This window comes from Rhizobium anhuiense bv. trifolii, assembly GCF_024346605.1.
Lineage (GTDB): Bacteria > Pseudomonadota > Alphaproteobacteria > Rhizobiales > Rhizobiaceae > Rhizobium > Rhizobium anhuiense.
The window spans coordinates 79,014-98,652 of sequence record NZ_CP098803.1 but is presented as its reverse complement, the minus strand read 5'-3'; the positions used below and the strand labels follow the sequence as shown (position 1 = coordinate 98,652).

Genomic DNA, 19,639 nt, shown 5'->3' with positions numbered 1-19,639 from the left:
TCGAAATGAAGAACATGTCTGCAGATCGGCGCATGATCAAAATCGCGATGGCCGCCCCCTATCTCGCCCGTCAGGAAGAGCACGATCTTGCCACTCGTTGGAAGGATCACGACGATCGCGGTGCCCGCAACCAGATCGCCATGGCCCATATGCGCCTGGTCATCTCTATGGCCGGCAAGTTCCGCAACTTCGGCCTGCCGATGAGCGATCTCGTGCAGGAGGGCTATGTCGGGCTGCTGGAGGCCGCCGCCCGCTTCGAACCGGAACGCGACGTGCGCTTTTCGACCTATGCAAGCTGGTGGATCAGGGCTTCGATCCAGGATTATATCCTGCGCAACTGGTCGATCGTGCGCGGCGGCACGAGTTCGGCGCAGAAGGCGCTGTTCTTCAATCTGCGTCGCCTGCGCGCCAAGCTCGCCAAGGGTGACACGCAGCTGACGCTGCAATCCATTCACCAGGAAATCGCCGCTGCCCTCGGGGTCAGCCTCGCCGATGTACAGACCATGGATGCCAGGCTTTCTGGCAACGATGCCTCGCTGCAGGCGCCTTCGGTTTCCGGCGATGCCGAGAGTGCGGAGAAGATGGATTTCCTCGTCAGTGACGATCCCCTGCCGGATGAGCAGGTTTCCAACATGATCGACGGCGAGCGCCGCCGCGTCTGGCTCGCCTCGGCGCTGAAACATCTCAACGAACGCGAGATGAAGATCATCAGTGCCCGGCGTCTGGCGGAGGACGGAGCCACGCTCGAAGAACTCGGCGCCGACCTCGGCATTTCCAAGGAACGCGTGCGTCAGATCGAAAGCCGGGCGATGGAGAAGCTTCGCAGCGCGCTCGTCAGCGCCGATCCGCATATGGCCGCCTATGCTTGAACCCAAAGCGCGTCGCGATCCTTCAGATTCGCTCCTCGCGCTTCAGGTCTTTGTTTTACGCATGTCGTTATCGTAAAACCGCTGCACAGTTTTGCGCGACATGCTTTGTCCCCTCCAGCAGCACAGACTGGCCCGGCGTAAGCCGGGCCTCTTTTATTCGGCGATGATCTTGACGCGGTCGCCCGGTGAAACGGCTGCGCCCGTGGGCAGGGCGTTGATGAGCTTGAAGAGATCGAGCTTGCGGTCGGTGCCCATCATGCGGGCGGCGAGCGTCGAGATGTTCTCCCCCGGCCGGACGGTGACGACGCGGATGCGCAGCGGCTTCAGCGAGGCTGCCTCTGCCGGCGTCATACGCCGGAAACTCGCACGCAGGACATTGGCCGTCGGCTCAAGGGCGTCACTGCCTTTCGGCACGGCGGTCAGGAAGCGGAAGATTTGCGAATTGTTGCGGATCACGGTGACATCGAAATCCCAGCGGTCGGCGCTTGCGCGCGCGGTGGCTGCTTCCATGCCGTTGATGGTGATCGGCTGGATGGTCGAGGGGTCGAGACCGGTCACCCAGCCGCTGGAGATATAGTTGGTGAGGCTCTGGTTCTGATTGTCGGCGACGCCGTCGAAGCGGACGGCGATGTCGTTCGGGCCGGTGGCCATCACGGCTTCGACCTTGTTGTCGATGTGGAAATCCGGTGGCACGTCGAAGCGGATCCCGAGACCGCCATGCAGGAAGGTCTGGCCGCGCACATAGCCTTCCTCCGGGCTATCGCCGTAGAGCAGTCCATCTATGCCATCGAGATAATAATCGCGGCCCTTGTCGCCGACGGAACCTTCCTGGCCGAAAGCGCGGGCGTGGGTGCGGGCAAGCTCGATGCGCTGGGCGGAGTTCGGGTGGCTCGACAGGAAGTCGAGGCTCTGGTCGGCTTCGGGATCGACCGACATGAAGCGGCTGTATGCCGCCATCGAATCGAGGAAACGGGCTGCGGCATAGGGATCGTAGCCGGCTTCGCCGAGCATGCGCACGCCGATGACATCGGCTTGCAGCTCCTGCTGGCGGGAGAAGGCGGCGAGCCGCAGCTTGCCGCGGGCCAGCGCCTGCTTGCCTGCGATGTCGCTGGAAAGCACCTCGGCGACGACGCGGCTGGCGATGACCTCAGCCTCTTCGCGCTTCTGCCGCTCGATGCCGTGGTTCGCCGTCACATGGCCCATCTCGTGCGACAGCACGGCGGCGACTTCCGAGGCGTCGTTGGCAAGGGCGAGCAGGCCGCGGGTGACATAGAGATAACCGCCCGGCAGCGCAAAGGCGTTGATCGCCGGCGAATTCAGGATGGTGATGCGGTAGGACTGGCTCGGATTTTCCGACACCGCCGTCAGCGCGCCGGCGATGCGGGCAACGAGGCGTTCGGTCTTGGCATCCTTGTATTCGCCGCCGTAGCTTGCCACGATGCGCGGATGCTCACGGGCGCCCATCGCCGCGCGCGGGTCGTTCTTCTGCACCTCGTCGACGATCTGCGGATTGGAAGAAGGCGAAACACTCGGCTGATAGGATTGGTCAATCAGCGATTGACAGCCATTCAGCGCCATTGCGAGGGCTGAAAGCAGCATTAGGCGACGCGGGAAGCGCCGCGGCGTGGAGATGGCATCACTGGAAAGCGCGGGCGATTTCCACGTCGTCAAGCTGTCCAGTCTGTTTCTCCGCATCATGTCGCTGTTTTGCCGGTTTGCCGCAGATTCAAACCGACCGTGGCAAGGGGAATTCAACAGGTGCGCACCCCTGATCTCGCGCTGCACAATCGGCCGATACAAGTCCTTGCTGTAGCTGATTTACGCATCGGTTGCATAGCGAGACTCTGTTTAAATGTGGCGCCGTTGCATTTTGGCAAGCCTCGGGCATTGAGGCCTCCCTTCGCTCGGATGAAATTATGGCGAAAGTTCCGTCACAGAGGGGAGATTCGTCAACGGCGCGGAAAAAGAACGGGCCGATTGAATTAACCGGCGCGGCCGCGACAGCCATGCGCGAAAAGCGCAACCAGAAATATGTTCTTTGTGAGGGAGCGCCTCTTGGTGAGGCATTTCCGCGGGGCGATTCGACTATTCGGCAGCTTCCGCCGTCGCCGCTTGCGGCTTCTCCGTCTCGCCGGCGCGGGGCAATTGCACTGGCTTCAGCATGATGGCAGCCACAAGGCCGATCAGCGCAATGGCGCAGGAGGTCATGAAGAGCGGCGAGAAAGCGGCAGCATAGATATCGGCCACGGCCTGGCGGCTTGGCTCGGGAAGGGCAGCCATCATCTTTGGCGTCAGTTGCTCGATATCGGTGACGCCGGGAATGGAAATGCCGACCGTGCCGAGCCCAGAGGCAATGATCGCGCCGTAGATCGAGATGGCGATCGAAGCGCCTCCCATGCGCGACAGCGTCACCGAGCCGGTGGCCGCACCGACGTCGCGGGCCGGTGCTGCATTCTGCACGCCGATGATGGGAACCTGCTGGGCAAGGCCGATGCCGATACCGTGCAGCATCATGATCGCGCCGATGAAGGCGATCGGCGTTCCCGCATGGACCTGCGACAATAGCGCAAAGGCGGTGGCGCTGCAGGTGAGGCTTGCGATGGCGAAGGGCTTGTAGCGCCCCGTCCTCGAGATGATGCGGCCTGCCGTCAACGATCCGCAGACGAGGCCGCCGGTCAGGAGGATGAAGAGCAGGCCGGCGGCGGACGGTGAAAGGCCTGTGGTGGTCTGCAGGAAGAGGGCGAGATAATTGACCATGCCGATGGCGATGGCGCCGCCCATGATCGAGATCACCAGGAGCAGGCTGAAGGTCGAATTGCGAAAGAGCTGCAGGGGAACGATCGGCTCCGGCGCGCGGCGCTCCGTGAAAACCCAGATGACGGCACAGATCACACCGAAGGCGACGATGCCGACGCTCTGGGGTGAGATCAATGCGCCGAACAGTTCGCTGCTGTCGGTGGCAAGCACGATGCTTGTCGTCGTCATGGCAAGCAGAAGTGCACCTGCATAGTCGATCTTCGGTCGGCGATGCGGTTTTCGGTACGGCAACATGAAAGCAAGGCCGGCAAGTACGATGAAGCCGATCGGCACATTGACGAGGAAGATCGAGCGCCAGCCGAAGAGATCGCTCATCGTACCGCCGAGCACCGGGCCGATCGCACCAGATGCCATCAGCACGAGGCTGGAATAGCTTTGATAGCGCGCCCGCTCGCGCGGCTCGAACAGATCGGCGTTGACGGCGAAGATCGACACCATGATGCCGCCGCCGCCAAGGCCCTGCAGCACACGGGCGGCGATCAGCGTGTCCATCGAGACCGCAAGGCCGCAGACCGCTGAGCCGACGGTGAAGATCGTGATCGCCGTCATCATCACATATTTGCGGCCGAAGAGATCGCCGAGCTTGCCGTAAAGCGGCATGACGGCGCTCAGCGACAGGAGATAGGCCGAACCGATCCAGCCGAAGCGCTCGAGATGGCCGAATTCGCCGACGATCGTCGGCAGCGCCGTGGAAACGATCTGATTATCCAGCGTCGCCATGAACATGGCCGTCATCAGGAAGAAGAACAGGATAAGCCGGCGACGAGGATCGGTCACGAGCGGCGCAGGCACGAATTGCATGTCCATGGGAGCGTCATTCCGGGTTTGATGAGCTTTTATGTGCTAACAGCATATAATTGTCAACAGCACATTATTGACATCAGCATGTTCAAATTCCGCATCGGCTCTGTTATGGTCTCGTCATGAGTGACGTGCTGACCAAGACCATTTCCGCGCAATCCGCCACGCCGAATGAGGAAAACGTGCCTCGTATCGGCCGCAGCATGGCGCGCATGCGATTGATGACCGGTCGGCGGCTGATCGGTCGGCTGGCGATCCAGAGTGCCGCACCGGGCCTTGAACTTTCGCATCTCGATGTGCTCGATGCCGTGCGGAGGGCGCAGCCTGCCGGCGAGGTCACGGTCGGCATGATCGCGGAGATGCTGCGCATCGATCCGTCACGGGCAAGCCGCGTGGTGGCCGACATGGTCGGGCGCAACGTCCTGCGCCGCGAGGCCTCGCAGGCCGACGCGCGGCGGATCGTTGTCGTCATGACCGAGGTCGGCCAGGCTCTGCTTGCCGAGATCGTCGCGCAGAAGCTCGCGATCATCTCCGAGATCGTCGCCGACTGGCCGCAGGAAGATATCGATCGCTTCGCGATACTTTTCGAGCGTTTCATCGGCGGTTACGAGGCGGTCTTCCTGTCGCGCGACAAGGATACGCCGGGCTGAGGCGAGGCACGTCGTTCGGCGCCCCTTCCCCTCGACCCCCCGTTTGCGCTAAGGGCAGTGCCCATGAGCCAATCCACCTTCACCATTCTCCTTGGCGGCGAACTCAGCCTGACGGAGCGCCTGCGGCATGCCATCGGCGACAGCCGCTTCATTGCGGCCGATGGCGGGATGCGGCATGCGGCAGCACTCGGCATTATGCCCGAGCTCTGGGTCGGCGATTTCGATTCGACGCCCGCCGATCTCGAGGATGCATTTCCCGATGTGCCGAAACAGCCTTATCCCGCAGCGAAGGCGGCGACCGATGGCGAAATCGCAGTGTCGGAAGCGATCGCGCGCGGTGCGCGGCGGCTGATTCTGGCCGGTGCGCTCGGCGGCGAACGCTCGGACCATGCGCTTCAGCATCTGCTGTCGGCCGTCAGCCTGGCGGAAGAGGGCTTCGACGTGCTGCTGACCTCGGGCAAGGAAGAGGCCGTGCCGTTGATTGCCGGGACGATCGAACTGGACCTTCCCAAGGGCAGCCTGTTTTCCGTGCCCGGGTTCAGCGAGCTGATCGGGCTTTCCATCGAGAATGCGCGTTATCCGCTGGCCGATTTTCATCTGCCTTTCGGCTCGTCGCGCACCATTTCCAACGTCGCGGAAGGCAAGGTTCGCTTTTCGCTCCGCAGCGGCCAGGCGATCGTGCTCGCCAGGCCCTATGATCTTTCCGGAGTCTGATTTTGGCCCCTCCCATTCTGAAACTCGACGATATCTTCCTGAGCTTCGGCGGTGCACCGCTCCTCGCGGGGGCGGCGCTGCAGATCGAGCCTGGTGACAAGATCTGTCTCGTCGGCCGCAACGGCTCGGGAAAATCGACGCTGCTGAAGATCGCCGCCGGCCTGGTCGAGGCACAGTCCGGCGAGGTCTTCCGCCATCCGTCCTCGACGGTGCGTTATCTCGAACAGGCGCCGGATTTTGCCGGCTTCAACACGGTTCAGGCCTATGCCGAGGCCGGTCTCGGGCCGGGCGATGATCCTTACCGCGTCACCTATTTGCTCTCCCATCTCGGGCTGACCGGCGAGGAAGATCCGAAGACCCTTTCCGGCGGCGAATCGCGCCGGGCCGCCCTTGCCCGCGTCCTGGCGCCGGAGCCCGACATTCTCCTGCTCGACGAACCGACCAACCATCTCGACCTTCCCACAATCGAATGGCTGGAAGGCGAGTTGCAGAAGACCCGCAGCGCTTTGGTGCTGATCTCGCACGACCGGCGTTTTCTCGAAAAGGTCTCGACCGCAACCGTCTGGCTCGACCGCGGCACCTCACGCCGGCTCGACAGGGGCTTTGCGCATTTCGAAGCCTGGCGCGACCAGGTGCTGGAGGCCGAGGAGCTGGAGCAGCACAAGCTCGGCAAGGCGATCGAGCGCGAGGAGCACTGGTTGCGCTATGGCGTCACGGCGCGACGCAAGCGCAACATGCGCCGCCTCGGTGAACTGCAGACGATGCGCTCGCAATATCGTGGCCACAAAGGGCCACAAGGTACCGTGCAGGCGACCGTTTCGGACGCGCAGGAATCCGGCAAGCTGGTGATCGAGGCCGACAAGATCACCAAGAGCTTCGGCGACCGGACAATCGTCATGCCCTTCTCGATCCGCGTGCATCGCGGTGACTGCATCGGTCTGGTCGGGCCGAACGGCGCCGGCAAGACGACGCTGTTGAAGATGCTGACCGGGCAGCTTTCCCCGGATAGCGGCACGATAAAGCTTGGCACCAATCTGGAGATCGCGACGCTCGACCAGAAGCGCGAGGATCTCGATCCCGAGAATACGCTTGCCAACTACCTGACGGACGGGCGCGGCGAAAACCTGCTCGTCAACCGCGAGCAGCGTCATGTTACCGGCTATATGAAAGAGTTCCTGTTCCAACCGGAACAGGCGCGGACGCCGATCAAAAGCCTCTCCGGCGGCGAGCGCGCCCGGCTGATGCTGGCACGTATCCTCTCGCGTCCGGCGAACCTCCTGATCCTCGACGAGCCGACCAATGATCTCGATATCGAAACGCTCGATCTGCTGCAGGAAATCGTCGCCGGCTTTCCCGGCACCGTCATTCTCGTCAGCCACGACCGCGATTTCCTCGACCGCACCGTGACCTCGACGATCGCGCCTGCCGTGCCGGATGCGCCTGACGGTCGCTGGATCGAATATGCCGGCGGCTATTCCGACATGCTTGCGCAGCGCAAGGGCGCGCTTGAGGAGCGCAAGAGGGCGGAGAAAGCGGCGGAGAAGCCGAAGACGCAAGAGGCAGCGCCGTCCGCAGGAAGTGCCAAGACCAAGCTTTCCTTCAAGCAGAAATTCGCGCTTGACAATCTGCCGAAGGAGATGGCGAAAGCCGAAGCCGAGATCGCCAAGCGCGAACAGGCGATGGCCGATCCCAATCTGTTTACGCGCGATGCCGCGGCCTTCAACCGGCTTGCCGCCGAGATGGAAAAACTGCGCTCCAGCCTGACCAAAATGGAGGAGGAGTGGCTGGAGCTCGAAATGCTACGCGAAGAGCTGGAAGGCTGAGGCTTCCCAAACGCGCCGGCTCACCTTTCCTTGATTCGCCAGTTGATCGTCGTGCGGCATAGAGTGCCGCCCGGCAGCCGGGGATATTGCCGATCGCAATGGCGACAAGGAAAAGTCATATGTCTCGCAAGCCCAATTCCAAAATTTTCACAACCCTTGCCGCCGGCGGCATTGTCGCGCTTGCCCTATCGCAGGCCGTCGAGGCGCAGGATAGCCAGCGCGTCCGCATTCGCGGCGCCATCGAAAGCCTCAGCGGTGATCAACTCGTTGTCAAGACGCGCGAAGGCAGCGATGCGACGATCACGCTGAAAGCCAGCTGGAAAGTCGGCGGTATCCGGAAAGCCTCGGTCGAGGATATCAAGCCCGGCGATTTCGTCGGCGTTGCCTCACTTCCGAAGGGCAACGGCCCGGATGGGGCGATCGAAGTGCTGATCTTTCCGGCGTCGATGAAAGGCACCGGCGAGGGCAACCGTCCCTGGGATGCGCAGCCGAACAGCCAGATGACCAACGCGACCGTCAGCAACGCCGTCAAATCCGTCGAAGGCCACACGATCACGCTGACCTATCAGGGCAAGGAAAAGACCATCACGATTGCCGATGCGACACCGATCGTGACACTGGCGCCGGCGACCAAGGATGATTTGAAGACTGGCGCCGGCGTTATCGTCACCGGCGAGAAGGCGGCTGACGGCAGTATCTCGGCCAGCCAGGTGGCTGTCGGCCTCAACGGCATCACGCCGCCGATGTGAGCGGCCGGCTCATATCTTTATCTTAACGCATTCCGTTATGCCAAAACCGCTCTACACTTTGGGGCGGCACGCATCAAAGCGCCGGCGCGGGCACGGCGGCAGCGCCTGCACTGGCGCTGGCGCCAGTCTGGGCGACAGGCGGTTCCTCGGATCTTGACGGCAGCGCCTGCAGATGCAGCACGCGCGGCTTCAGCACCTCGAGATAGGCTTCGGAACGGCCGATATAGATCATGCCGCTTTCGGGCAGGGTGGTGAGCAGTTTGGCCATGGTTTCCTGCCATTCCGGCTCCATGCCTTCCAGCACCTCGTCGAAAATGATCCAGCGCGGGCGTACGAGCAGCAGGCGGGCGAAGCCGATCGCCTTCTGCTCGTCGCTGTCGAGCAGCTTGTCCCAGCGGGCGCGGGTATCGAGCCTGGCGATCAGCGAATGCAGGCCGGCCTTCTCGAGGGCAGCCTCGACGGCGGCTTTCTCGTAGGCATCAGGACTTTCGGGAAAGGCCAGCGCCTCGCGCAGTGTGCCGCCGGGAACATAGGCGATCTGCGGCACGAACAGCATGTCGTCGACCGGCGGCAGCCCCATCGTGCCGCTGCCGCACGGCCAGAGGCCGGCCATCGCCTGGAACAGCAGCTTACGATTGACGCTGTGATCGCCGTTGATCATGACTTTTTCGCCGGCCTTGATCACGACATTGGTTTCACGCAGGCGGAAACCGCCGCATTCGTCGATGTCTTCGCCGATCTTGGCGACGATCACCACATCCTTCAGTGTCAGCGTATCGGGCGCGGTGCTTTCATAGGCGATGCTGTCCTTCAGGTCGAAGTCCTCGTCCATGTCGAGCAGCGCCTGACGGAAATCGGTGACGCGCATCAGCGTGGCGCGCCATTCGGCGATCGGGCCGAAATTGGCGACGTACCAGCGCAATGCCGTGTTGACCTGATTGAAGGCGCCGACGGACATCATCAGCTGGCCAAGGGTGAGGCCGCCGGAGAAATAGGCGGGGGCGGCGACGATGATCGGGATGACGATCACCAGCCAGCCGTAGCCGGCCGAAACCCAGGTGAGGTTGGTATTGGCCATGGCGAGCCGCTTGACGACCCTCAGTACCGAGCTGATATCGGTGTTGATGCGCCGACGCTCGTTTTCCTCGCCGCGGGCGACGGTGATCGCCGGCATGTTCTCATTGGCATGCATCAGCGTGAAGCGAAGCTCGGCTTCCTTCGAGAACCGGTCGGCATTGAGCTTCACCAGCTTGCGGCCGACGACCTGGCTCAGCACCGAGGCGGAAGCGGCATAGAAGATCGCCGCCCAGACCATGTAGCCCGGAATGGAGAAGCTATGGCCGCTGATGCGGAAGATGAATCCGCTCGAAAGCTCCCAGAGCACGCCGATGAAGCTCACCAGAAGAATGGTCGACTGCAGCAGGCCGAGAACGAGCCCTGTCGTGCTTTCGGCGAGATTGCGGGAATCCTCGTGCAGGCGCTGGTCCGGATTGACGCCGATCAGGCCACTGGAAGCAAGCCGCAGCGCCCGCTTGCGCTTCAACCACTGGTCGACGAGATCACGCGACAGACCTTCGCGCATATAGAGCGCGGTCATCTGGTTCAGCCACGCCTGCAGCACGTTGAGCAGCAGCAGCGTGCCGGCGATCATCGCGAAGATTTCAAGCTGGTGGAAGAATTCGCCGAGGTCGCGGCGCTCCAGCGAGTCGTAGAACGGAGCATTCCATTCATTGAGGATGACCTGGCCGTAGGACGTCGCCAAGATGACGAGAATCAGCACGGTCGCCAGAAACAGCACCTTGCCACGCACTTCCGAATTCCAGAATGCTGAGAACATCACCCCGAGGCGATATGTCAGGCTGAGATCATACCCTACCCTATCCTGCCTCCGGATTCCCGGCCTCCTCTCGATCTTATCTGCCATTACACTTTTCCACACCGCCCATGCCCCCATTATTAACATGGTGGCGTTACCGGTCTATCAACAGATTCTATCAGTCATTAAAGTGTGATGATGCTTGCATGGGCCGTGCCTGCATGCTTTCGCCATTGATTCGCGGTCCGACTGGGGCTAATTAAAGTGCTCCGTGGTGATTTGGCCGGCCGGCTTGCAGCCACGTTAAAAAAGTCGCTAAAGGGCCGCGTGCGGACCGGTAGCGATTTTTTTCGCCGCCGGTTTTTTGTTTTTGATCGAGTGACCGCAATGCCCATCAAGATCCCCGATACGTTGCCCGCCTTCGAAACCCTGGTTCAGGAAGGTGTGCGGGTGATGACCGAGACGATGGCGATCCGTCAGGATATCCGTCCGTTGCAGATCGGGCTGCTCAACCTCATGCCGAACAAGATCAAGACCGAGCTGCAGATGGCCCGCCTCGTCGGCGCCTCGCCGCTGCAGGTGGAGCTGTCGCTGATCCGCATCGGCGGCCACAAGGCGAAGAATACCTCCGAAGACCATCTGCTTTCCTTCTATCAGACCTGGGAAGAGGTGAAGCAGCGCAAGTTCGACGGCTTCATCATCACCGGGGCGCCGATCGAGCTTTTGCCCTATGAGGACGTCACCTATTGGGCGGAAATGCAGCATATCCTCGACTGGACGGAAACGAATGTCCATTCGACGATGAACGTCTGCTGGGGCGCGATGGCTGCGATCTATCATTTCCACGGCGTTCCGAAATACGAGTTGAAGGAGAAGGCCTTCGGGGTTTATCGCCACCGGAACCTGAAGCCTTCCTCCATCTATCTCAACGGCTTTTCCGACAATTTCGAAGTGCCGGTGTCGCGCTGGACCGAAGTGCGCCGCGCCGATATCGAGAAATCCGAAGATCTGGAGATCCTGATGGAATCAGCCGAGATGGGCGTGTGCCTCGTGCACGAGAAGAAGGGCCGGCGGCTCTACATGTTCAACCATGTCGAATATGATTCCACCTCGCTCTCCGACGAGTATTTCCGTGACGTCGATGCCGGCGTGCCGATCAAGATGCCGCACAACTACTTCCCGCATAACGATCCGGCGCTTGCGCCGCAGAATCGCTGGCGCAGCCATGCGCATTTGCTGTTCGGCAACTGGATCAACGAAATCTACCAGACGACGCCCTATGACGTGGAAGAGATCGGCATGGACCTCTGAGGGCACCATCGCGCCTTGAGCCGATGCCGCATCGCTGCTGCGGCATTTCTTTCTACTCCGCCCGGTTGCGGTTTGGAACAAATGCGGGCAGGTTCCGGTCCGGAACACCACAGCGCCCGCGCGTCTTTGTCAGCCGTGCAAGGACGCTGCAACAGTTTGAATCGCTGAAATTCCTAAATCGATTTCGATGAGGAATAGGCAGCCGGGATAGAATGGACGGTCGATGATGTCGGATAAGTTGAAGCGGGATGTTTTCGGGCAGACGAAGGCGGGCGAGACCGTCTATCGCGTCGAGATCAAGGGCGGCGGGCTGACGGCCAAGATTATGACCTGGGGTGCGGTCATCCAGGATCTGCGCCTTGAGGGACATGACGCTCCGCTGCAGCTCGGCTTTGACGATTTCGACAGCTATCCCCTTTATTCGGCCTACTTCGGCGCGACCCCCGGCCGCTGCGCCAACCGTGTCGGCGGCGGCAAATTCACGCTTGACGAAAAGGACCATCAGCTCGAGCTGAACGAAAATGGCGTGACGCATCTGCATGGCGGCAGCGACAATATCGCCAAACGCAACTGGACGATCGTCGAGCATGACGTCGACCGCGTGGTGCTGAAGATCGTCGATCCCGATGGCCGTGCGGGCTATCCCGGCAATTGCACCATCCAGGCGACTTTCCGGGTGCATGGCAACGGCGAACTGTCGATCACCTACGAATCGACCAGCGACCAGCCGACGCTCGCCAATGTCTGCCAGCACGCCTATTTCAATCTCGACGGTCGCGAAGATGCGCTTGGCCACGACATCATGATTGCCGCCGATCACTATCTGCCGACCGATGAGAAGCAGGTGCCGACCGGGGAGATCCGTTCCGTCGACGGCACGGAATTCGATTTCCGCGAGATGGCGCCGATGAAGCGTTTCGTCGGCAGCGAACAAGTGTTGTACGATCATAATTTCTGCCTGTCCGCCGAGCGCACCGCCAAGCGGAGCGTCGCGCTTGCCCGCAGCCTCTATTCCGGGGTGTCGCTGGAAGTGCGCAGCACTGAGCCGGGCGTGCAGTTCTATGCCGGTTTCAAGCTTAATACCGAGGCGCTCGGCATCGGCGGGCGCAAATATGGTCCATTCGCCGGGTTCTGCCTGGAGACGCAGGTCTGGCCGGATGCCATCAATCACCAAGGTTTTCCGAATGCCGTCCTGCGTCCCGGCGAGGTGCTTCGCCAGGAGACGGATTATATCTTCACCAAGAACTGAGTTTCTGCGCACGCACGGCTGTCAAATTTGATTGCTATGAAACCCTTGCCGGTCCAGCGGTGAGGGTTTTTTCTTTCTATGCTCGATTCCGTCTTGCCGATTGGTTCTAGATAGGTTCTATTATGCGCCCATGGATAGAACCAGTCTGATAGCGGAACTGAAGAACCGCGGCCTGCGTGACGAGGCGCTGACCGGGCCGCTCTACAAGCAGCTGGCGCAGACGCTGACCGGTCTTATTCAGGAAGGATTGCTGAAGCCGGGCACTGCGCTGCCGGGCGAGCGCGACCTTGCCGAGGCACTGAAGCTCGGACGCGTCACCGTGCGCACCGCCTATCGCGATCTGATGGCTTCAGGGGCGCTGGAATCGCGCCACGGAAGCGGTACTTTCGTCTCGAGCAGAGTGGAACGCATGGAGCAGTCGCTCTGGCGGCTTTCCTCCTTCTCCGCCGACATGCGCTCGCGCGGGCGTCTGCCGGCTGCGCGGGTATTGTCGCGGGCGGTCAATACGCCGTCGCCGGAGGAATCCTTCCTGCTCGGCCTCGGCGGCGACGAGCCGGTGCTGAGACTCGACCGCTTGCGCCTTGCCGATGGCCTGCCGCTGGCGATTGAACGCGCCGTGGTGCCGATCAAGTTCCTTGGGCACGATGCCGGTGGCGAGGGATCGCTCTACGATGCGCTGACGGCCAGCGGCCACAGGCCCGTGCGCGCGCTGCAGCGGCTCACTGCGGTTACGCTCGACCCGTCTTCTGCGGCGATCCTGAACGTCAAATCAGGCGCGCCGGCGCTTCTGATCGAACGTGTCTCGCGCCTGGAAGACCAGCGCGTCGTCGAATACACCCGCTCGCATTATCGCGGCGATGCCTATGATTTTGTTGCCGAATTGAGAATTGGAGATGACCTATGAGTGAGAACCAGTCGCTGATGCTGCAGGAAGCCGGCCAGTCGCCAGAGGTGGTGGCCACGCTTCTCGAAAAGGAAAAGCCGGTCTTTGCCGAGATCGCCCGGCTGTTTTCGTCCGCCCGCCCGAGCGTGGTGACCACGGCGGCGCGCGGCTCCTCCGACCATGCCGCCACCTTCTTCAAGTATCTCTTCGAGATCACCTGCGGCGTTCCGGTCGCCTCGGTCGGTCCGTCAATCGCTTCCGTCTATGGTGCCGCGCTGCATCTGAAGGGCGGCGTCCATTTCACCGTCTCGCAGTCGGGCGCCAGCCCCGATATCGTTGCGCTGCAGGATGCGGCGAAGAAGGGCGGAGCGACGACGATCGCCGTCGTCAACGTCACCGACAGCCCGCTTGCGAAACAGGCCGATATCGTTCTCGGCCTCAATGCCGGTGCCGAAAAGAGTGTCGCGGCGACGAAATCCTTCATTGCCTCGGTCGCCGCCCTTTCCGGGGTGACGGCTGCGATCGGCGGCGCATCCGATCTGCAGACTGCGCTCGACAAGCTGCCGGAGGCGCTGTCGGCAACTGCCGGGATCGACACGGCGGCGGCCGAGGAGGTGCTCTTCAACGCAACCTCGCTCTATACGGCCGGCCGCGGCCCAGCTTTCGCGATCGCGCTCGAAGCGGCGCTGAAGGCTAAGGAGACCTCCGGCTTGCATGCCGAGGCCTTCTCGCTGGCGGAACTGATGCATGGTCCGATGCGCCTGGTGCAGCCGGGCTTTCCGATCGTCGCCTTTACGCCCGACGATGCCGCCTTCGCCAACAACGTCCAGGCACTCGAGCGCCTGCAGAAACTCGGCGCCACCACCGTCGGCTTCTCGGCGCAGCCGCTGTCCGGCGTCCATCTCCGCGTACCGACCACGGGCAACGGCCTCGTCGATCCGCTGGTGTCGCTGCTCGTCTATTACCGGCTGATCGAGTCGGTGACGCGCCGCAAGGGCTTCGATCCCGACAGACCGGCAAACCTGCTCAAGGTGACGGAGACGGTCTGATGGCCCGCAAGATCTTCCTTGGCGCCCGCATCTTCGACGGCGAACGCTTCCATGACGACAAGGCGCTCATCACTGCCGGCGGCCGAGTCGAAGCGATCGTCGCAAGAAACGATCTGCCGGACGGCGAGGTCGTGACACTTGCGGGCGGGGTTCTGTCGGCCGGTTTCATCGATGCGCAGGTCAATGGCGGCGGCGGGCGAATGCTGAACGACGAGCCTTCCGCCGCTTCGATGGACATCATCGCCGGAGGACACCGGCCCTATGGCACGACGTCGTTGCTGCCGACGCTGATCACCGATACATCGGAAGCCTCCATTGCCGCGATCGAGGCGGCCAAGGAGGCGGTCAAGGCGAGCCGCGGCGTCGCTGGCCTGCATCTCGAAGGCCCGCATCTGGCGCCGGCGAGAAAAGGCGCGCATCTGGCCGAGCTGATGCGGCCGGTGGAGGAACGTGACGTCAAGACCTTCATCCGAGCACGCGAGGAGATCGGCACGTTGCTCGTCACCATGGCGGCCGAGCAGGTGACGGTTGCCCAGGTGCGCGAGCTTGCGGAAGCCGGCGTCACGGTCAGCATCGGGCATTCCGATTGTTCGAGCGAGGCGGCGGAAGAACGCTTCGATGCCGGCGCACGCGGCGTCACGCATCTCTTTAACGCCATGAGCCAGCTGGGACACCGCACACCCGGCCTCGTCGGCGCGGCAATCGACCATCCCTCGACCTGGTGCGGCATCATCGCCGATGGCCATCACGTCGATCCGAAGGCCTTGCGCACGGCCCTGCGCGCCAAGCGCGGCGAAGGCAAGCTGTTCTTCGTCACCGACGCGATGTCGCTCGTCGGCTCGGAGAAAGACTCGTTCACGCTGAACGGGCGCACCGTCCGGCGAGAAAGGGGTGGCTTCTGCTCGAAGCTGGTGCTTTCCGACGGCACGCTCGCCGGTTCCGACGTCGATATGATCTCGACGATCCGGTACGGTGTCACCTATCTCGACCTGACGCTCGCCGAGGCCCTGCGCATGGCGACCCTATATCCCGCCCGCTTCCTCAGGCTTGCCGATCGCGGTCATCTCTCGCCGGGCATGCGCGCCGATCTCGTGCATCTCACCGATGCGCTTGCCGTCACCGCCACCTGGCTCGGCGGCGAAGCGGCCTGACATCAAGGAGACGTGGGATGACCGACATTACCGATGCCTATTTCGCCAACCTCATCGGCCGGCTGGAAGAGCTGAAGCAGGCGCTTGCCGAGCCGATGGCGCAGGCCGCGGCCGTCATCCTCGATGCTGCCCACGGCGACAAGCGCGTCTATGTCTTCGGCACCGGCCATTCGCATATGCTGGCGGAAGAGGTGCACTATCGTGCCGGCGGGCTCGCCTTCACCGTGCCGGTGCTGGTCGGCTCGGCCATGCTGCATGAGGGTGCGGTCATCAGTTCGGTCTATGAGCGCACGCAGGGCCTGGTGCGGCCGATGCTGGAGCGCTACGGCATGCAGCCGGGCGATGTCATCATCATCGCTTCCAATTCGGGCGTGAACGCCGCGCCGATCGAGGCGGCCGACTATGCGCGCGAAATCGGCGCAAAGGTGATTGCCATCACGTCGATCGCCTATTCGTCAGCGATCGCCAATGGCCGCCGGCGGCTCGCCGACGTGGCCGATGTGGTGCTCGACAACGGGCTGCCACCGGGTGATGCCGTTGTCGATCTCGAAGGCACGGGGCTTCGGGTTGGGCCAGTCTCGACGGCGGTCGGGGTAACGGTGATCAATGCGGTCTTCGCCGAAGTCGCCTCGCAGCTTTCGAAATCCGGCGATGCGCCAATTTATCTCAGCGCCAACATGCCGGGTGCGGCCGAGATCAACCAGAAGCTCGTCAAGAAATACCGGCCGCGCAACCCGCATCTCTAGAGCATGATGCCGAAAAGTGTGAGCGGTTTTCGGACAACATCATGCTGCAAAGAAGGCGGATACAAAAAGGCCGGCATAAGCCGGCCTCTTCAAGAGTTTGTCACTCAGGATCAATCCTTGGCGCGTTCGACGTAGGAATTGTCTTCCGTGGCGATGACGACGCGGGTGCCGGCATTGATGTGCGGCGGCACCATGGTGCGCACGCCGTTCGACAGCATGGCCGGCTTGTAGGAAGACGACGCCGTCTGGCCCTTGACGACCGGTTCCGTCTCGGTGATTTCGAGCGTGACGTGACGCGGCATCTGGATCGCCAGAGCAATGCCTTCATGCATTGACAGAACGCAGGTCATGCCTTCCTGCAGATAAGCCTTGTCGTCACCCATCGTCTCGACATCGACGACGACCTGATCGTAGTTTCCAGGGTTCATGAAGTGAAAGCCTTCGCCGTCCTCGTAGAGGAACTGATGGTTCACGTCTTCGACGAAGGCGCGCTCGACCTGTTCGGTGGTGCGCCAACGCTCGGAAACCTTCACGCCGTCGACGATGCGGCGCATGTCGACCTGGGTGACCGGCGTGCCTTTGCCCGGATGAAAGTTCTGGGCGGTGAGGACGACGTAGAGCTTGCCGTCGACGTCGAGAACGTTGCCCTTGCGGACCGAAGAGGCGATGACCTTGACCATAAGACTTCCTTGTAACTCGGCTTTCGGCGTCGTAGAGGACTGTCGAGACGCCCCGAAGACGCAAATGTTTTTCTTTGGGGGCGCAACTAACCTAAAATCCGGGAAATAGCCACCCCATACCGGCTTCTCCGGCGAAGAAAGCTTGGAATGAACTCTTCGGCCAAAGCGTCCCCCTGGTGGACCTCGTCCGTACATGCCGATCGCCGTCCGTTCCTGATCGGGCGCAATGCGATCCAGGCGGCGTTGCGCGGGTTTTTCGCGCGCGAGGATTTCATCGAGGTGGATACGGCGGTGCTGCAGGTCTCTCCGGGCAATGAGGCGCATCTGCATGCCTTCGCGACGGAAGCGCTGACGACGGACGGGCAAAGGGCTCCATTTTACCTGCACACCTCGCCGGAATTCGCCTGCAAGAAGCTGCTTGCGGCGGGCGAGGAACGGATCTCGTGTTTTGCCCATGTCTATCGCAATCGCGAGCGCGGGCCGCTGCATCATCCCGAATTCACCATGCTCGAATGGTATCGGGCGGGCGAAAGCTATGAGAGCCTGATGATGGATTGCGTGCGGATCCTGGCGCTGGCGGCAGAAACGGTAAAGGCGGGGACGCTTGCCTATCGCGGCGTCGCGAGCGATCCCTTCGCCGGGCCGGAGCGGCTCAGCGTTGCCGAAGCCTTCGAGCGGCATGCCGGCATCGATCTTCTTGCCTCGGTCGCCGCCGATGGTTCGACCGATCGCAACCATCTGGCAGCCGAACTCAGGCGCGTCGGCATGCGGGTTGCCGATGACGACGGCTGGGCCGATCTCTTCAGCCGGGTGCTGGTCGAGAAGATCGAACCGCATCTCGGCTTCGGCCGCATCACCATCCTCGACGAATATCCGGTCTCGGAGGCGGCACTTGCGCGTCCCTCGGCACGCGACCCCAGGGTCGCGGAACGTTTCGAGCTCTATGCCTGCGGCGTCGAGCTTGCGAACGGCTTCGGCGAGCTCACCAACGCTGCCGAACAGCGGCGACGGTTCGAGATCGAGATGGCCGAGAAGGCGCGGGTCTACGGCGAGACCTATCCGATCGACGAGGATTTCCTCGCCGCGCTGGCGCTGATGCCAGAGGCAAGCGGCATCGCGCTCGGTTTCGACCGGCTGGTAATGCTGGCAACGGGAGCATCGCGCATCGACCAGGTGCTCTGGGCGCCGGTTGCGGAGTATGGAAGATGAATGTCGTCAAACCGATCAAGAGCGTCGACGATCTTGTGAAGGCAGGGCTCGCCGCGTCTGCCGATCGTGCAACGCTCGAAGAGGTTGCTGCGCGCTATGCGATCGCGCTGACGCCGGTGATCAGCAAGCTCATCGACCGCACCGATCCCGATGATCCGATCGCCCGGCAGTTCGTGCCCGATATCGCCGAACTCACGATCGCCAGCGAGGAACGCGCCGATCCGATCGGCGATCATGCCCACAGCCCCGTCGAAGGCATCGTTCACCGCTATCCCGATCGTGTGTTGCTCAAGGCCGTGCATGTCTGCCCGGTCTATTGCCGTTTTTGCTTCCGGCGCGAAATGGTCGGACCGCAGGGCCTCGGCACGCTCGATGCCACGGCGATGCAGGCCGCTTTCGACTATATCCGAGGTCATGAGGAGATCTGGGAGGTCATCCTCACCGGTGGCGATCCGCTGGTGCTTTCTCCGCGCCGTCTCCACGACATCATGGAGACGCTCGCCGGGATCGCCCATGTGAAGATCGTGCGTTTCCACACGCGTGTTCCGGTCGTCGATCCGGAAAGGATCGATGCGGCGCTGGTCGCCGCGCTGAAAGCAGGCGGCAAGACGGTCTATGTGGCGCTGCACGCCAACCATGTCAGGGAACTGACGATGGAAGCGCGCGCAGCCTGCGCCCGCCTTGTCGATGCCGGCATCGCCATGCTCAGCCAGTCGGTGCTGCTCAAGGGCGTCAACGACGATCCCGACGTGCTTGCGGCGCTGATGAAGGCCTTCGTCGAAATCCGCGTCAAACCCTATTACCTGCATCATCCGGATCTGGCGCCCGGCACCGGTCATTTCAGAGTGACGATCGAGGAGGGGCAGGAGATCGTCGCGGCGTTGCGCGGGCGGATTTCCGGTCTCTGCCAGCCGACTTACATTCTCGATATTCCAGGCGGTCACGGCAAGGCCGTCATCAGTGGGAGCGCTATCCGGGCGACAGGCGACGGATGTTATTCCATCACCGATTATCGCGGCGGCGAGCATTCCTATCCGCCGGCCGATTGAGACAAAAAGCGGCGCGTTTGCGTGTCATTTCTGTACTCGTCACGCCAGAACCTATTGTGTGTCGCAGCGGCAA

The 19,639-nt window shown here is 62.2% G+C and carries 17 protein-coding genes and 1 riboswitch; of the genes, 13 read left to right on the top strand and 4 right to left on the bottom strand.

From position 1 onward, the window contains the following. Positions 1-5: 5 nt before the first annotated feature. Entirely contained in the window at positions 6-869 is an 864-nt protein-coding gene (locus NE851_RS09135) for an RNA polymerase factor sigma-32 (protein WP_018244054.1), read from the top strand. A 153-nt stretch (positions 870-1,022) separates the two neighbouring features. Here NE851_RS09135 and NE851_RS09130 read toward each other — a convergent pair whose 3' ends face one another. Both NE851_RS09130 and NE851_RS09125 read right to left on the bottom strand, forming a co-directional pair. Continuing rightward, a complete protein-coding gene (locus NE851_RS09130; RefSeq protein WP_097543555.1) occupies positions 1,023-2,567 on the bottom strand; it encodes a M48 family metalloprotease in 1,545 nt (514 codons plus the stop codon). 387 nt (positions 2,568-2,954) lie between these two features. Next, a complete protein-coding gene (locus NE851_RS09125; RefSeq protein WP_028756522.1) occupies positions 2,955-4,493 on the bottom strand; it encodes an MDR family MFS transporter in 1,539 nt (512 codons plus the stop codon). Between the two features lie 116 nt (positions 4,494-4,609). On the opposite strand from NE851_RS09125, the gene NE851_RS09120 reads away from it, so the two are divergent. The 4 genes from NE851_RS09120 (at position 4,610) to NE851_RS09105 (ending at position 8,423) form a co-directional block, all read left to right on the top strand. Next, positions 4,610-5,137 carry a MarR family winged helix-turn-helix transcriptional regulator gene (locus NE851_RS09120; protein WP_028756521.1) on the top strand — a complete coding sequence of 176 codons (528 nt, stop codon included), beginning with the start codon at positions 4,610-4,612 and terminating at the stop codon, positions 5,135-5,137. A gap of 63 nt (positions 5,138-5,200) precedes the next feature. Further along, positions 5,201-5,851 carry a thiamine diphosphokinase gene (locus tag NE851_RS09115; protein WP_028756520.1) on the top strand — a complete coding sequence of 217 codons (651 nt, stop codon included), beginning with the start codon at positions 5,201-5,203 and terminating at the stop codon, positions 5,849-5,851. Between the two features lie 2 nt (positions 5,852-5,853). After that, positions 5,854-7,674 carry an ABC-F family ATP-binding cassette domain-containing protein gene (locus NE851_RS09110; protein WP_127431124.1) on the top strand — a complete coding sequence of 607 codons (1,821 nt, stop codon included), beginning with the start codon at positions 5,854-5,856 and terminating at the stop codon, positions 7,672-7,674. 119 nt (positions 7,675-7,793) lie between these two features. Continuing rightward, the gene (locus NE851_RS09105) at positions 7,794-8,423 is read left to right on the top strand and encodes a DUF5666 domain-containing protein (protein WP_127431123.1); all 630 of its coding nucleotides are present in this window, start codon (positions 7,794-7,796) and stop codon (positions 8,421-8,423) included. A gap of 73 nt (positions 8,424-8,496) precedes the next feature. Here the strand turns inward: NE851_RS09105 and NE851_RS09100 are convergent, their stop codons facing one another. Next, positions 8,497-10,386: an ABC transporter ATP-binding protein/permease gene (locus NE851_RS09100; RefSeq protein WP_174824485.1), complete on the bottom strand. Its 1,890-nt coding sequence runs from the start codon at positions 10,384-10,386 to the stop codon at positions 8,497-8,499. 114 nt (positions 10,387-10,500) lie between these two features. After that, positions 10,501-10,578: riboswitch (SAM riboswitch) on the top strand. Between the two features lie 48 nt (positions 10,579-10,626). Here NE851_RS09100 and metA point away from each other — a divergent pair. From metA to NE851_RS09070, 6 genes are all read left to right on the top strand, one after another. Next, positions 10,627-11,550, top strand: a complete 924-nt coding sequence (metA, locus tag NE851_RS09095) for a homoserine O-acetyltransferase MetA (RefSeq protein ID WP_127431122.1) — start codon at positions 10,627-10,629, stop codon at positions 11,548-11,550. 226 nt (positions 11,551-11,776) lie between these two features. Beyond that, the gene (locus NE851_RS09090) at positions 11,777-12,799 is read left to right on the top strand and encodes an aldose epimerase family protein (protein WP_028759059.1); all 1,023 of its coding nucleotides are present in this window, start codon (positions 11,777-11,779) and stop codon (positions 12,797-12,799) included. A 130-nt stretch (positions 12,800-12,929) separates the two neighbouring features. Then, positions 12,930-13,703 (top strand): GntR family transcriptional regulator, encoded by a 774-nt coding sequence (locus tag NE851_RS09085; RefSeq protein ID WP_254959934.1) that lies wholly within the window; start codon positions 12,930-12,932, stop codon positions 13,701-13,703. Beyond that, positions 13,700-14,731: an SIS domain-containing protein gene (locus tag NE851_RS09080; RefSeq protein ID WP_127431121.1), complete on the top strand. Its 1,032-nt coding sequence runs from the start codon at positions 13,700-13,702 to the stop codon at positions 14,729-14,731. The genes NE851_RS09085 and NE851_RS09080 overlap by 4 nt, the downstream gene beginning before the upstream one ends. Next, complete coding sequence (nagA, locus tag NE851_RS09075; protein ID WP_097543560.1) at positions 14,731-15,882, top strand: N-acetylglucosamine-6-phosphate deacetylase; 1,152 nt, start codon at positions 14,731-14,733, stop codon at positions 15,880-15,882. Before NE851_RS09080 ends, nagA begins: the two co-directional genes overlap by 1 nt. 17 nt (positions 15,883-15,899) lie before the next feature. Then, on the top strand, positions 15,900-16,628 hold the full coding sequence (locus NE851_RS09070; protein ID WP_127431120.1) for an SIS domain-containing protein: 729 nt from the start codon (positions 15,900-15,902) through the stop codon (positions 16,626-16,628). A gap of 110 nt (positions 16,629-16,738) precedes the next feature. Here the strand turns inward: NE851_RS09070 and efp are convergent, their stop codons facing one another. Further along, on the bottom strand, positions 16,739-17,308 hold the full coding sequence (gene efp / locus NE851_RS09065) for an elongation factor P (protein ID WP_028758989.1): 570 nt from the start codon (positions 17,306-17,308) through the stop codon (positions 16,739-16,741). Positions 17,309-17,455: 147 nt separating this feature from the next. Between efp and epmA the strand changes: the two genes are divergently transcribed. Together epmA and NE851_RS09055 are read left to right on the top strand one after the other, a co-directional pair. Beyond that, positions 17,456-18,517 carry an EF-P lysine aminoacylase EpmA gene (epmA, locus tag NE851_RS09060; RefSeq protein ID WP_047615719.1) on the top strand — a complete coding sequence of 354 codons (1,062 nt, stop codon included), beginning with the start codon at positions 17,456-17,458 and terminating at the stop codon, positions 18,515-18,517. Next, positions 18,514-19,566, top strand: a complete 1,053-nt coding sequence (locus NE851_RS09055) for a lysine-2,3-aminomutase-like protein (RefSeq protein WP_127431119.1) — start codon at positions 18,514-18,516, stop codon at positions 19,564-19,566. The genes epmA and NE851_RS09055 overlap by 4 nt, the downstream gene beginning before the upstream one ends. The last annotated feature ends 73 nt before the right edge of the window (positions 19,567-19,639 follow it).